9 protein-coding genes and 2 rRNA genes are annotated in these 14,588 nt (G+C 39.9%); 7 read left to right on the forward strand and 4 right to left on the reverse strand.

Annotation, left to right across the window (positions count from 1 at the left end):
- Positions 1-227 precede the first annotated feature (227 nt).
- The 7 genes from AOR04_RS01565 to AOR04_RS01595 all read left to right on the forward strand — a co-directional run bounded on the left by AOR04_RS01565 (position 228) and on the right by AOR04_RS01595 (position 11,283).
- A 23S ribosomal RNA gene (locus AOR04_RS01565) occupies positions 228-3,118 on the forward strand.
- Positions 3,119-3,268: 150 nt separating this feature from the next.
- Positions 3,269-3,383: ribosomal RNA gene (rrf, locus tag AOR04_RS01570) — 5S ribosomal RNA — on the forward strand.
- Positions 3,384-4,086: 703 nt separating this feature from the next.
- On the forward strand, positions 4,087-4,881 hold the full coding sequence (locus AOR04_RS01575; RefSeq protein ID WP_096792329.1) for a VOC family protein: 795 nt from the start codon (positions 4,087-4,089) through the stop codon (positions 4,879-4,881).
- 88 nt (positions 4,882-4,969) lie between these two features.
- The gene (locus AOR04_RS01580; protein ID WP_002959878.1) at positions 4,970-5,335 is read left to right on the forward strand and encodes a hypothetical protein; all 366 of its coding nucleotides are present in this window, start codon (positions 4,970-4,972) and stop codon (positions 5,333-5,335) included.
- On the forward strand, positions 5,332-7,665 hold the full coding sequence (locus AOR04_RS01585) for a fatty acid cis/trans isomerase (protein ID WP_096792330.1): 2,334 nt from the start codon (positions 5,332-5,334) through the stop codon (positions 7,663-7,665). Before AOR04_RS01580 ends, AOR04_RS01585 begins: the two co-directional genes overlap by 4 nt.
- A 132-nt stretch (positions 7,666-7,797) precedes the next feature.
- A complete protein-coding gene (locus tag AOR04_RS01590) occupies positions 7,798-9,525 on the forward strand; it encodes a response regulator (RefSeq protein ID WP_096792331.1) in 1,728 nt (575 codons plus the stop codon).
- Between the two features lie 345 nt (positions 9,526-9,870).
- Positions 9,871-11,283: an ATP-binding cassette domain-containing protein gene (locus AOR04_RS01595; protein WP_096792332.1), complete on the forward strand. Its 1,413-nt coding sequence runs from the start codon at positions 9,871-9,873 to the stop codon at positions 11,281-11,283.
- Here AOR04_RS01595 and AOR04_RS01600 read toward each other — a convergent pair.
- The 4 genes from AOR04_RS01600 to AOR04_RS01615 form a co-directional block, all read right to left on the reverse strand.
- A complete protein-coding gene (locus AOR04_RS01600) occupies positions 11,273-11,464 on the reverse strand; it encodes a hypothetical protein (protein ID WP_008166123.1) in 192 nt (63 codons plus the stop codon). The two genes, AOR04_RS01595 and AOR04_RS01600, sit on opposite strands and share 11 nt — an antisense overlap.
- Before the next feature lie 70 nt (positions 11,465-11,534).
- On the reverse strand, positions 11,535-12,413 hold the full coding sequence (locus tag AOR04_RS01605) for a TraB/GumN family protein (RefSeq protein WP_096792333.1): 879 nt from the start codon (positions 12,411-12,413) through the stop codon (positions 11,535-11,537).
- A 49-nt stretch (positions 12,414-12,462) separates the two neighbouring features.
- Positions 12,463-13,899, reverse strand: a complete 1,437-nt coding sequence (locus tag AOR04_RS01610) for a sensor histidine kinase (protein ID WP_096792334.1) — start codon at positions 13,897-13,899, stop codon at positions 12,463-12,465.
- Entirely contained in the window at positions 13,880-14,554 is a 675-nt protein-coding gene (locus AOR04_RS01615; RefSeq protein WP_033028815.1) for a response regulator transcription factor, read from the reverse strand. Before AOR04_RS01615 ends, AOR04_RS01610 begins: the two co-directional genes overlap by 20 nt.
- Positions 14,555-14,588: the final 34 nt, after the last annotated feature.

Raw genomic sequence — 14,588 nt, forward strand, 5'->3', positions numbered from 1 at the left:
AACTAATTAATATGCTCTTTAAAAATTTGGAAAAGCTGATAATAAAATTCTGATGAATACATTGTATTTATCAAGAGTTTTCAAAAGTAAAAAAAGAATGGTAGCAGTACCATTCAGTGCCATTTGATTGACGTTTTACGTTGATTGATTGGTATCTACTTTAGTATTCAATATTGACTTCTGGCGAAGTTAAACTGTCACAAAACAAAGACCCGTTTGGGTTGTATGGTTAAGTGACTAAGCGTACACGGTGGATGCCTTGGCAGTTGGAGGCGATGAAGGACGTATTAACTTGCGATAAGCCTAGTCAAGCTAGTAAAAAGCGCTTGAGACTAGGATTTCCGAATGGGGAAACCCACCTGCTTGCAGGTATCGTTAACTGAATACATAGGTTAACGAGGCGAACGCGGAGAACTGAAACATCTAAGTACCCGTAGGAAAAGAAATCAACCGAGATTCCGAAAGTAGCGGCGAGCGAAATCGGAACAGCCCTTAAGCTTATTATGTGTTAATGGAAGGCTGCTGGAAAGCGCCACGATACAGGGTGATAGTCCCGTACATGAAAAGACATTTTAAGTGAAATCGAGTAGGTCGGAGCACGTGAAACTTTGACTGAATATAGGTGGACCATCATCTAAGGCTAAATACTCCCAACTGACCGATAGTGAACCAGTACCGTGAGGGAAAGGCGAAAAGAACCCCTGTGAGGGGAGTGAAATAGAACCTGAAACCGTGTACGTACAAGCAGTAGGAGCCCACTTGTTGGGTGACTGCGTACCTTTTGTATAATGGGTCAGCGACTTATATTTTGTAGCGAGGTTAACCGAATAGGGTAGCCGTAGGGAAACCGAGTCTTAACTGGGCGAATAGTTGCAAGGTATAGACCCGAAACCCGGTGATCTAGCCATGGGCAGGTTGAAGGTTGAGTAACATCAACTGGAGGACCGAACCCACTAACGTTGAAAAGTTAGGGGATGACCTGTGGCTAGGAGTGAAAGGCTAATCAAACCGGGAGATAGCTGGTTCTCCCCGAAATCTATTTAGGTAGAGCCTCGGACGAATACTTACGGGGGTAGAGCACTGTTAAGGCTAGGGGGTCATCCCGACTTACCAACCCTTTGCAAACTCCGAATACCGTAAAGTAATATCCGGGAGACACACGGCGGGTGCTAACGTCCGTCGTGAAGAGGGAAACAACCCAGACCGCCAGCTAAGGTCCCAAAGTCATAGTTAAGTGGGAAACGATGTGGAAAGGCCCAGACAGCCAGGAGGTTGGCTTAGAAGCAGCCATCCTTTAAAGAAAGCGTAATAGCTCACTGGTCGAGTCGGTCTGCGCGGAAGATGTAACGGGGCTAAACTATGCACCGAAGCTGCGGATTCAGAATTTATTCTGAGTGGTAGGGGAGCGTTCTGTAAGCGGTTGAAGGTGTACCGGGAGGTATGCTGGACGTATCAGAAGTGCGAATGCTGACATGAGTAACGATAATGGGAGTGAAAAACTCCCACGCCGGAAGACCAAGGGTTCCTATCCCATGTTAATCAGGGTAGGGTAAGTCGACCCCTAAGGCGAGGCCGAAAGGCGTAGTCGATGGGAAACAGATTAATATTTCTGTACTCGATATAATTGCGATGGGGGGACGGAGCAGGCTAAGCAAGCATAGCGTTGGTAGTCTATGTGAAAGTGAGTAGGGCGTTTGTTTAGGTAAATCCGGACGAACACTAAACCTGAGACACGAGACGAGTCACTACGGTGATGAAGTTGCTGATGCCATACTTCCAGGAAAAGCCTCTAAGCTTCAGATTATATGGAATCGTACCCCAAACCGACACAGGTGGTCAGGTAGAGAATACTAAGGCGCTTGAGAGAACTCGGGTGAAGGAACTAGGCAAAATCGTACCGTAACTTCGGGAGAAGGTACGCTCCTATCTGTGATGAGACTTGCTCTCTAAGCGGACGGGAGCCGCAGTGACCAGGTGGCTGGGACTGTTTATTAAAAACACAGCACTGTGCAAAATCGCAAGATGACGTATACGGTGTGACACCTGCCCGGTGCCGGAAGGTTAATTGATGGGGTTATCCTTAGGGAGAAGCTCTTGATCGAAGCCCCGGTAAACGGCGGCCGTAACTATAACGGTCCTAAGGTAGCGAAATTCCTTGTCGGGTAAGTTCCGACCTGCACGAATGGTGTAACCATGGCCACGCTGTCTCCACCCGAGACTCAGTGAAATTGAAATCGCAGTGAAGATGCTGTGTACCCGCGGCTAGACGGAAAGACCCCGTGAACCTTTACTACAGCTTGGCACTGAACATTGAACCTACATGTGTAGGATAGGTGGGAGACTTTGAAGCAGCGACGCTAGTTGTTGTGGAGTCAACCTTGAAATACCACCCTTGTAGTTTTGATGTTCTAACGTTGGCCCCTGAATCGGGGTTACGGACAGTGCCTGGTGGGTAGTTTGACTGGGGCGGTCTCCTCCTAAAGAGTAACGGAGGAGCACGAAGGTTGGCTAAGTACGGTCGGACATCGTACGGTTAGTGTAATGGTAGAAGCCAGCTTAACTGCGAGACAGACACGTCGAGCAGGTACGAAAGTAGGTCATAGTGATCCGGTGGTTCTGAATGGAAGGGCCATCGCTCAACGGATAAAAGGTACTCCGGGGATAACAGGCTGATACCGCCCAAGAGTTCATATCGACGGCGGTGTTTGGCACCTCGATGTCGGCTCATCACATCCTGGGGCTGAAGTCGGTCCCAAGGGTATGGCTGTTCGCCATTTAAAGTGGTACGCGAGCTGGGTTTAGAACGTCGTGAGACAGTTCGGTCCCTATCTGCCGTGGGCGTTTGAGAATTGAGAGGGGTTGCTCCTAGTACGAGAGGACCGGAGTGAACGAACCGCTGGTGTTCGGGTTGTCATGCCAATGGCATTGCCCGGTAGCTACGTTCGGAACTGATAAGCGCTGAAAGCATCTAAGCGCGAAGCAGGCCTCGAGATGAGTTCTCACTAGACTTTTAAAGTCTCTGAAGGGCCGTTGAAGACTACAACGTTGATAGGCAAGATGTGGAAGTGGTGTGAGCCATTAAGCTAACTTGTACTAATTACCCGTGAGGCTTAACCATACAACGCCAAACGCGTTTTATGTGATAGTGAAACACGCGAAGAAGTTAATATAACTAAAGTAGAAATTACTTAGAAAGACTTAAAAAATATTATCAGATATTTTCCAAATTCAGTTAGTGCGCAGAAATACGTATTAACGCCCAAATTTGCTTGGTGACAATAGCGTTTTGGACCCACCTGACTCCATGCCGAACTCAGTAGTGAAACGAAACAGCGCCGATGATAGTGTAGCATTTGCTATGTGAAAGTAGGACATTACCAGGCTTCAAATTGTAGAGAGCCCGACTAGAAATAGTCGGGCTTTTTTACGTCTGCAGAAAAGTGAAATGTGCGCAATTAACACACACTCATATCGCGACACAAAGATAGTGTAGCATTTGCTATGTGGCTCTCCACCGCTGTGGGCACTACGACATCACCAGGCTTCAAATTAAAGAAACCCGTTACAGCAATGTGACGGGTTTTTTGCTGTTTTGGATTTAATAAATAGCCAAGAGCCAATGCCGAACTCAGTAGTGAAACAAAACAGCTCGAAGGCGAGACCCACTGAAGGCCGCCCTGACACAAAGATAGTGTAGCATTTCACTGTGACTTTCTACCGCTGTGGGCACTACGACATCCTACTGCGTAGCGCACCGACCTCAAATTGTAGAGAGCCCGACTAGAAATAGTCGGGCTTTTTTACGTCTGCAGAAAAGTGATTTAGGTATTCCTCTAAGCGAAGCGCTTCTTGGCGAATAATTTGTATCAATCAGCAATAATATTTAATCAATTTGAGGGATTAAATCTGACCCTAACTGCGTTAAAAACCTCAAATATGAAACAACTGGATAACGAATTTTTGTCCTTCTTTTATCGACTCCGCTTAGTTATTGCTCTAATCTCAATTTATGATCTGTTCAATTATGTAGTTTATAAAATGTGACAGAGTTCGTTTAGGTAAAATTAGAATAATAAGGGCTTAATCATGAGTAAAGTTGAAAACCACCCGCATGGTGTTTTTTGTTGGTCAGAGCTTTGTACGCACAATTGGAAAGACGGTAAGGCGTTTTATACATCATTATTTGATTGGGGGCATGACGATCAACCTATTGGAGAGAACATATACTACACCATGCTACAAAAGCAAGGTGATGATATCGCTGCAATGTACGAAATGCCTAAAGAGCAAATTAGTGCAGGTATCCCAAGTCATTGGTTGGCTTACATTGCCGTCGATAATATTGATGATTGTGCGCTAAAAGCAAAAGAACTAGGTGCTGAGGTTATTGCCGGTCCTCATGATGTTATGAATGCAGGACGAATGTTGATGCTAAAAGATCCAGTAGGCGCAACTGTTGCACTATGGCAGGGGAATGAGCATAAAGGTTGTAAGCACTTAGGTGAATTAAATACGCCTTATTGGCATGAGTTAGCAACAAGAGATAGTAAAGTAAGTCGAGACTTTTACTGTGCTTTACTAGGCTGGGAAAGCGAAATAAAGCCTATGGAAGGGATGGACTACATTTTATTTTTAGTCGATGGACAACCAATTGCCGGTATGCTTGAAATGACAAGTGAATGGCCTGATGATACCCCTGCTCATTGGATGATTTATTTTGCAGTAGAGAGTTGCGATGTAATTGTTAGTAAAGCCGCTAGCTTAGGTGGACAAGTATGTGTTCCTGCAACAGATATCCCCGATGTTGGTCGTTTTAGTGTTATATGCGACCCTCAAGGTGCTGTATTTTCGGTGATCGAATCTGTTATGGATGACGTTTAAACACAGTTAAATTAGCTTTAGCGTTAATTTGCTCGCTAGTTTGATATAATACTCGTCAATTAAATCGTCAGAAAGTGCAGAGAACGCAATGGAATTTGAACAAGATAGTAATTTAACCCTCCCTTTATTTCTATTAGATGAATCATTAAGTAATAGAGACTTAGAGCAGCCTGATTTTGAAATATCAATTGGACTTGATGATGAGTTACTTGCTCAAATTTGCCAGAACCCAAGTGAAGATAGCAGTGTCGCTATTACTGTTAGCGGTTATGAGTTGCTTATAACTAATCCTCTGTACTTAGCTATATTAGATCAAGAGCACGATGCGCAGATAACATTAACGCATGGCCCTCTTTTAAGTATTGTTTTGAATACTGAAGGTCAGAATACATTCGTTTCTCCTCAAATGGATATGATGCCCACCTTTGATTTAGGTGATGAGGACGACGAATGAGAAAAATACTAATAAGTACGATAGTACTCATTATTTTAAGTGGTTGTGCATATTTGGGAAATGCTCACTACGATGATCTTTTTGGACCTGAACAAACACAAGAGAGAATGGTGCCTCATACAACAGGTGCTGGTGCTGATTTTTTACAAAATGTAAAACCTGTACTCGATACCCGCTGCGTAGTTTGTCATGGTTGTTACGATGCACCATGTCAACTGAAGCTCTCATCCCCTGAAGGTATTGACCGAGGTTTGAGTAAAGAGCTCGTTTACGATGGAACTCGTTTATTGGCAACAACCCCAAGCCGTTTATTATTTGATGCAACTAATACTCAGCAATGGCGAGAGAAAAACTTTACGCCAGTGCTAAATGAGCGCGTGCAAAGTGAAGAAGCTAACTTAGCGGGCAGTGTGTTATTTAATAGCTTAGTGTTAAAGCAAAGCCATGAATTGCCAGTAAATGAAGTGTTAGGTGATGAGTTTGACTTTTCGTTAGCGCGTTCGCAAACCTGCGCAACAATGGGTGAGTTCGATCGATTGGCAAGTGATCAACCTCATGGCGGCATGCCTTATGGTTTACCTGGTGTTTCGCGTGAAGAGTTTAATCACTTACAGAACTGGCTTAAAGGTGGTGGTAAAATGTCACATATTCAGCCACCAAGTAAATATGATCAGAATAAAATAGCGGGCTGGGAAGCATTTTTAAATCAAGATAGCTTAAAGTATCAGTTATCAGCACGGTATATTTATGAGCATTGGTTTTTAGCACATATTTATTTTACTTCAGAAAACCCACAAAGCTTTTTCAAATTAGTTCGCTCAAGTACGCCTCCTGGTGAGGAAATAAAGTTAATTAACACGCGCCGCCCATACGATGACCCTAAAGTTAGCCGTGTTTATTATCGTTTTATGCAAGAACGTACAACCATACTTTCTAAAACACATTTACCACTTGAGCTTAATGAAGCTAAATTACTGCGTTTATATGAGCAGTTTATTGCGCCAGATTATACTGTTACGAAAATGCCTAGTTATGAGGCTAAGGCAGCATCTAACCCTTTTAAAACTTTCGAAGTTATTCCAATTAATTCTAAGTATCAATTTATGCTTGATGAGGCAGAGTTAATTATTATGGGCTTTATAAAAGGGCCTGTTTGTCGTGGTCAGATTGCTTTAAATGTTATAAACGATCATTTTTGGGTGGCTTTTGCTGATCCTAATAAAGTAGCGACTCCGGCTGTAGGGGAAATGCTAATGCAACATGAAGAGGCATTAGAACTTCCTGCCGCTGAGGAGAGTAATGCCTTACCCATTTCTAGCTGGGTTAAATATTCAGTTCGCGAGAAAAAGTATTTACAGGCGAAAGTAGAGTTGGCTAACAAAATGTTCAAAGGTGGTGAGCACCTTACAACAGACTTACTTTGGAAAGGTGATGAGCATAATAAAAATGCGGCACTAACTATTTTCCGCCATTTTGATAGTGCAACTGTAGTTAAAGGTTTTATTGGTCAAGAGCCTAAAACCACCTGGATATTAGATTATGCTTTGTTTGAGCGTATTCACTATTTGCTTGTAGCAGGCTTTGATGTGTACGGAAATATAGGCCATCAATTAGTGACACGCCTATATATGGATTTTTTACGTTTAGAGGGAGAGCAAAACTTTTTAGCATTGTTACCTGAGGCTAAACGTAATCAAATCAAAAAGCAGTGGTATCGTAATTCACCACCTGACTTATCTAAGTTCTTTAAAAATAACCGAGAATTTAGCCAGCCCAGTGGTATTAACTATGTAACAGATGATCCACAGCATGAACTATATACTTTGATGAAAGAAGCCTTAGCGCCAGTTTTAAGTGAAAGATACAACTACACTGAAGTACCAAAGCCGTTAAATGTAGTAAGTAATATGCCAGCAAAAGCGGTAAACTTGTTACCTCAGCTTTCTTTTGTACTTGTAAAGCAAAAAGATGATAGCCATAAGGGCTACACTATTATTCATCATAATGCGCACTACAATATATCTAGTTTATTAAACGAAGATGGCCAACGTGCTTATGATGAAGATACCGCGACTATTGTTCCTGGCTTTATCGGTGATTACCCTGCAGCTATTTGGTATTTAAATAACGAGCAGCAAGTAAATGCTTTTGCCGAGCAATTGCCTATGATGCAAATAGAAGCCGATTATGGTGCTTTGAAATCTAAGTTTGGTATTCGACGTACTCATCCACAGTTTTGGCAATACAGCGATATATTGCACGATACAGCTAAAAAGTATCGTGGGATAGAATATGGAATGTTCGATTATAATCGATTAGAGAATCGCTAATATAATTTTACTACTATGGCCCAGCTTGATGCTGGGCTTTTTTATTGGGTATTAATAATTCGCTTAATTATTTTGACTGATTCTTCGTTTTAAAAAATTAGTCTACACTTATATAAAAAAACTGGTTTATACATGTTCAATATTATTAAAAGCGTGAGAACACGTTACCGATGGGCACTAATTGCAATAGCGCTATTAATAAGTGGCTCTGCTTTATTAATGCAGCATAGTTTTTCTGTTCAAAAGTTTGATGCAAAAATTATTAACATCGCTGGTAGCCAGCGTATGCTCTCACAGAAAATTGCTTGGCACAGTAATGCTATGCTTAACATCAGTAATTACTCGCCAGCTCATACTGAGTCACTTGAGAAGTCCCTCAATACATTTAAAAAGTCCCATCAAACATTATTAACTAAAAACTCTGATGACGAATACATTTACTTAAATCCAGCGTTAGTAGACTTATATTTTGGTGAAACGATAGGGTTAGATAAAGCGGTATTTGACTATATAGAACAAACAGAGCGGCTTTTGTATCAGCAAGGAGAGATAAACCACTCAGTATTTTCTATTAAGCATGTTGAAACGTTATTAACAAAGCTTGATAAGGCAGTGAGCTTATTTGAATCTCAAGCTGTTAAAAAAGTAAATTGGGTCGCCAACCTAGAGATACTATGCTGGTTATTGGCAATGACATTATTACTTATTGAGTTAAGATTTGTTTTTATACCAATGGAAAAAGAGGTTTCAGACACGCTTTTAGAGCTACAAAAACAAAAAGATTTTGTTTATCAAACAAGTCAAAATAAAGAACATTTTATTGCCAGAGCTAGTCACGAATTTAGAACACCTTTGCAGGGACTTATTACGTCTATTGAGGAGCTAGAGGTTTCTGATAAACAGCAAAGCGTTAAAACCCAAGCTAACTATTGCGCGCTTAGGTTAATAGCCATATTAGATGAATTACAAGACTTGCAGGCTTTAAGTGCAGGTAAATGGGTACCGCATTTAAATGATGAAAACCTTTTAGAGTCGTGTAATAAAGTAGTAATAGCTTACAAGCATGCGTGTAAGCAAAAAGGCCTAAAACTAGTTAGTCGTTTAGATGAATCGTTAAATTGTGTATGTAAACTGGATCATCAACGTTTGCAGCACACACTTACAGAATTAATTAGTAACGCTATTAAGTTTACACAAAAAGGTGAAATTACTGTTTCAGCTAAGCTTTTAAATGATGAATTTCATTTAACGGTGAGTGACACTGGCAGTGGCTTTTCGAAGAAGATTACCAGTCTTGAATTTGACTCATTTAAACAAACCAATCACTTTCAAGGGTTAAGAACTGGCCTAACCCGGGTTCAATACGTTGTAAAAGCACTGCATGGTGAAATTACTTTTACAAATAATAAAACTCATGGTGCTTTGGTGTCTTTGTATTTACCAGTGACTATAAGTAAAGCCCTCCCAACACCTCTTAAAGTAAACGACAAGCTAACGTGTTTAGTCGTTGAAGATAACCCATTAAACACTATGTTATTAACCCGCATACTTAGTTTATTAGGTTTAAGCTATGATTGCGCAGAAAATGGTAAAGTCGCGTGTGATATGGTGAGTGAAAATCAGTACGATATTGTTTTTATGGACCTAAATATGCCTGTAATGGATGGGTTTGAGGCTATTAAAAAAATACGTTCCGATCTTAATAAAGTAATGCCAATTATTGTTATAACAGCAAATACCTCACAAAATGATATAGAGCGAGTTTATGAATACGGAGCTAACCTCCATATTCATAAGCCAATAAGCCAGCAAGCAATTAAAGATGCATTAAATAGTATTAGCGTTGTTAGGGCGTGTTGATCTTTGGTAGTTGAATTTGCAGCAGTATGTTTGGTTTTTAGGCAAGGCAGAGCCTATGTAGTGTGGTTATTCCCCATAAATAGGCGATAACGTAGCATAAATACCAAACATGCGCTGCCCATTGGGTTCTTTCTAGGGACGATTAACTCTTTGTTACTCGGTTTTGACTTAGCCCACTAGGTTACAAACCTCGTGCCGCGATTTAATCGTCCCTAGATTGAACAAATTTCAATCCACAAAGGTCAATACGCCCTAGTGAAATAAATTAATTTTGCGGATAACAAGCTTGCTAAGCACTTTTAATATACGTTAACTTGCTGTTTTAAGGTTTATTAGGAAAAGTTAGTGCAGTCAATTACGCTTGAGCAATTTAATGGTTACTTACAAGGGCAAGGTAAAAGCCGTTACGATATATGCAACTTAGATTGGCAAGTAAACCTAGGAGAACATTGGTTACTTTTAGGTGCTAATGGAGCTGGTAAATCTGCTCTGACAGCTGCGTTAATCGGTGAGGCTAAGTGCGAAAGTGGTAAGCGTATAAGTAGTATTAATAAGCTTATGCTCGTGTCTTCAGATTCACATAAACAGTTACTAGCTCAAGAATTAGAGCATGAAAAGCACACTCTCGTTAAAGACCTTATTTTTACAGGGCATAGTAATAATGATGAATTATTAGCGCAGCTAATAGAATTATTTAAATTTAGCTCATTACTAAATAGGCATTTTAGAGACCTTTCAACGGGTGAAACTCGTAAACTCCTACTTATAAAAGGACTCAGCTCCCATAGTGAGTTAGTCGTGCTTGATGAGCCATTTCATGGACTCGACGTACAATCTTGCCAGCAGCTTAATAAAATACTCATAGAACTTAGCCAAATTATTACTTTTGTTTTTGTACTAAACCGCCTAGACGAAATCCCTTCATTCATTACTCACTATGGCTATGTAAACCAAGGTTGCTTGTTACATACTTTGGCAAAGCCAGACAGTGAGCAATTGAGTGATTTGCTAAAACTACTTCATTTAGAACATACCTCATTGGATGTGCCATCTCCGGATACTGAACAAGAGCAAAAGGCATTCACCGGTAATACCTTAGTTAAATTGAGTAATGCTAAAGTTAGTTACAGTGATGTAAGCATATTCAAAAATCTCAATTGGACTATAAAAAAGCATCAGCATTGGCAGCTTAGTGGAGCGAACGGTTCAGGCAAAACATGCCTATTAAATTTAATAACAGGTGATAACCCACAGTGTTATAGCAATGACATTGAAGTGTTCGGTTTTAAACGCGGAACCGGGGAGAGTATTTGGGATATAAAACAGCATATTGGTTTTATATCTAACGCGCTACATATGGATTACCGCGTAAGTATATCGGCTTTAAATACTGTTATTTCAGGATTTTACGACAGCATAGGTTTATATCAAAAACCGAGCGACGCACAAATTAATATTGCTCAACAGTGGCTGGCATTTATTGGTTTAAGTGATAAACAAAATACCTCATTCACCCAGCTTTCGTACGGCGATCAACGTATGCTTTTAATTGTGCGAGCTATGGTAAAACATCCAACGTTACTTGTTTTAGATGAGCCTTGCTTAGGCTTGGATGAAGCAAACAGGCAACGTGTACTGCTACTAATAGAGAAAGTTTGTGCTGCTAATACAAGTACTGTGATTTATGTAAATCATCATGCGGCAGACAAAATTAAAGGAATAGAGAATTACTTAAAAATGGAAGACTTTAGTTGTTAGTTCGTTTTTTATATTTTTTATTAATGCTTTCTATTAAGTAAATAACAATTTCAATCGCAATAAAAATAGAGGCAAGGATTAACCCACCACTTGGTTTAAAATACCCCTCTTGGTAGTAATATACTCCATTGATAAAAAGCATCGTGAGAAAAAATAAAATCTCAAATTGAAAACGTTTCATAATTTACCTAAACATTATGAGCTTACTTAGCGAGTTTGTTTACGTAAGCTCTATTGGGGTCATTTTTATTTTAAAGACGAGTAACGCTAAAGCCTTTATCTCGAAGTTGTTTAAGTAACCCGTGTTTTTCAGGTAAATGCAGAGCGCCTACAGCAATAAATAGCTGCTCGTTTGCTAAACGCGGTGTGAGTTGTTTAACCCAATTATTATTGCGGTTAGTTAGCATTACTTGCTCGCTAATTTCACCGTAATTACTGTCATCAAAACTCATGTTGTAGTAATCGGTTAGTGTGTCCATGTCACCGCTTTTCCACGCATTAACTAACTTGATAAAGTAAGTATTAATATCGGCTAGTTGCTCAAAGGTTTCTTCAATCATTTCATTGCTTAATAGCACCATACCATCAAACATTTGTAGTTGTTGTTCTAGGGTTTCAAGCTCGCCAATTTTAATATTATGCTCTTTAGCATAACTAAGCACTTGCTTGTCTATGCCGGTTTTATCTGAATAACCTGCATTTTGAAATTCAATTTGCATCATAGTCACCATAACAGCCCAAGGCTTTAAGCCATTAAACATAGCAATATCAATCGACTTTTTAGCAAAGTAATCTTTTAGCTTGGTATAATTTTGCTTTGAAAGCTCAGTTTGTAATGTTGTACCGTCACTTAGCATCATAAATGGCATTGAGCGCTGCTGCATTTCAAGTGGAGTAAGTTTGCTTATATCAACTTCAACAATGACTTCTTTGCTTGCACTAATTGCATCGGTTACATTTTTAGGTAAGCCTTTCATGCTGGCATCACCAACGTGTACAGTGCCAAATAGGTATGAGCTGACGCCATTTTTTTCTATTTTATATAAGGCAGGTGCTGCATAGCTGTTAAAGCTAAATGTTATAAGTAATGCCACAATAAAAAAGTGGCTAACACGGGTAAGAGCATTCATGGTTTGTCCTTAAAATCTCAAAATTAGTAGTGTAAATACTAACCTAAATTTACTTCAGAGGTAACGTTAATATAAACGTTAACGTATTGTTTTCGGTATTACTGGCCGTAATAGTAAAGCCATTTAAGTTACATAAGCTCTGTACAATTGATAATCCTAAACCATGGCGCTGATTATTAGTTCTAGATGAATCTAGCTGATAGAGCGGGTCAAAAATAGCAGTTAGCTGTTCATCACTTAGTGGTTTATTTACTTTGTTACTAACAGAGATGCTCATGTTTGTGCTGTTATTTACGGCAGTTAATTTAGTTGGCGCCTCAGGAAGTCCATAAAATAGTGCGTTATCGATTAAGTTACATAAAATGGTACTTAAACTAAATTCGTCAACATTAAGCGTAAGTTCGCCATTTATTTCGTTATTTAAACGCGTTTTGATACTTGGATGCTTAAAGGTCAGCTCATCAATAATTTGATTTACTAAGTTATTTAGAATGATATTTTGCGCATTCAATTGCATAGCACTACTACTTGAGCGCTGCAATAATAAGAGGTTGTTAACAATCGTTTTCATACGCTGTGAAATACTAAGTACATCACTTGTATAGGTGTCGCTAATACGTTTATCGTCAGGGTAGCGAATAGCCACTTCTGAAAGGCTTATGAGTTCAGCTATTGGGGTTTTTAGCTCGTGTGCAATGTCGCTTGTTAGGCGCTTTTCATTACTATAGAGTTGCTGATTAACGGTAATAAACTTATTTAGCTCGTTACGTATAGGTTCTATTTCTTCTACTTTGAAGTCGCTTTCTATTGTTTGCGCTACACCGGTAATATCGAGTAACTTAATTTGGTCGTTTAAATTGTGTAGAGGGTGCAGGCCTTTATTTACAATACGTGTCACTAAATAGCGCACACCAAACACACCAAGTACACAGGTTAAAATAAAGACCACATCAATAATTATCAGTACTTTATTAAGTTCGGCTGTCGGCGCTGCAATCGCAAGAGTCATGGTATTAAAAACAGCAGAGTGAGTGGGGTTTCTATCATCTTTTTGGGCTACAAAGTGACTTATAAGTGCGCGACCATCACGCCCGTTAGGAAGCTCGTAATCTATAATTTTAGATTCGTTTATCGGCATTTCTAAAAAAGGCAGGTTAGCATTTTCATAAAGCGCTAATGAGTCCGAGCGCTCAAACACATCACGGCCATGCCATAACTGGTAAAACTCCGTGGCATCGGCTGCTTCATACTCCGACATAAATTCACCAGCAAAATCAAATTCAACCACGTTGTTGTCATCTTCAACTAAGGTTTTTAAGTAGTTAGCTTTGTTAGTTAAAGACTGATTGAACTGATCTTCCACCCAAGTATCAACGCTTAAATCAACGGTTAAAAATATGGTGAATAAAATAACTGAGATCACAGCGCTAATATTATTAACGAGTTTACGTTTTATTGAGTGACTTTTATTTTGTTGTTGCGACATAACCAAATCCACGTTTATTTTTTATCGGGAGCTCGCCGTCAAACTGTCTTACTTTTTTACGTATGGTTGAGATGTGTGCTTCAAGCGCATTTTTAGAGAGCATATCAAACTGACCTACCACCGCTTCACTTATAAGCTCGAGTCCTAATACTCGCTCTGGGGCATTAAATAAGCATTCTATTATTTTGTATTCATTGCGAGTGAGCTCAATGACATGTTGCTTGTAGTGAAGAGTTTTAAGCGAGAGATCTAATACGCAATCACCTACGGTAAGGGTATTTTGTTGGTTTTGCAGTGAACCACGACGAAGTAATGCAAGGACACGAGCATGGAGTTCTTCAAACGAAAATGGCTTAGTTAAATAATCGTCAGCGCCTTTCATAAGACCGTTAATTTTATCTTGAGGCTCACTTCGTGCAGATAAAATTAGCACACGGCTTTGGCTATTACTGCTGCGCAGTGCTTGTAAAATACTCATGCCATCAACACTGGGTAGCATTAAATCAAGTACAAGGAGGTCGTAGTTTCCACTCAGTGCCATACTCAACCCTTCTGAGCCATCACCTGTTTCATCTACGGTAAAACCAAGGTTGCTAAGGCCAACTTGCAAGCTGCGTCTTAGTGCTTCAGAGTCTTCAATAACGAGGATTTTCATGTTTACTCGGTTTATAAAAATAGCCTTGTTACTT

It is taken from the genome of Pseudoalteromonas sp. 1_2015MBL_MicDiv, assembly GCF_002407505.1.
Lineage (GTDB): Bacteria > Pseudomonadota > Gammaproteobacteria > Enterobacterales > Alteromonadaceae > Pseudoalteromonas > Pseudoalteromonas fuliginea.

Excerpts from the sequence above, each read along its gene's own strand:
- AOR04_RS01575 (WP_096792329.1), top strand. The coding sequence starts at position 4,087 with ATGAGTAAAGTTGAAAACCACCCGCATGGTGTTTTTTGTTGGTCAGAG.
- AOR04_RS01580 (WP_002959878.1), top strand. The coding sequence starts at position 4,970 with ATGGAATTTGAACAAGATAGTAATTTAACCCTCCCTTTATTTCTATTA.
- AOR04_RS01585 (WP_096792330.1), top strand. The coding sequence starts at position 5,332 with ATGAGAAAAATACTAATAAGTACGATAGTACTCATTATTTTAAGTGGT.
- AOR04_RS01590 (WP_096792331.1), top strand. The coding sequence starts at position 7,798 with ATGTTCAATATTATTAAAAGCGTGAGAACACGTTACCGATGGGCACTA.
- AOR04_RS01600 (WP_008166123.1), bottom strand. The coding sequence starts at position 11,464 with ATGAAACGTTTTCAATTTGAGATTTTATTTTTTCTCACGATGCTTTTT.
- AOR04_RS01605 (WP_096792333.1), bottom strand. The coding sequence starts at position 12,413 with ATGAATGCTCTTACCCGTGTTAGCCACTTTTTTATTGTGGCATTACTT.
- AOR04_RS01610 (WP_096792334.1), bottom strand. The coding sequence starts at position 13,899 with ATGTCGCAACAACAAAATAAAAGTCACTCAATAAAACGTAAACTCGTT.
- AOR04_RS01615 (WP_033028815.1), bottom strand. The coding sequence starts at position 14,554 with ATGAAAATCCTCGTTATTGAAGACTCTGAAGCACTAAGACGCAGCTTG.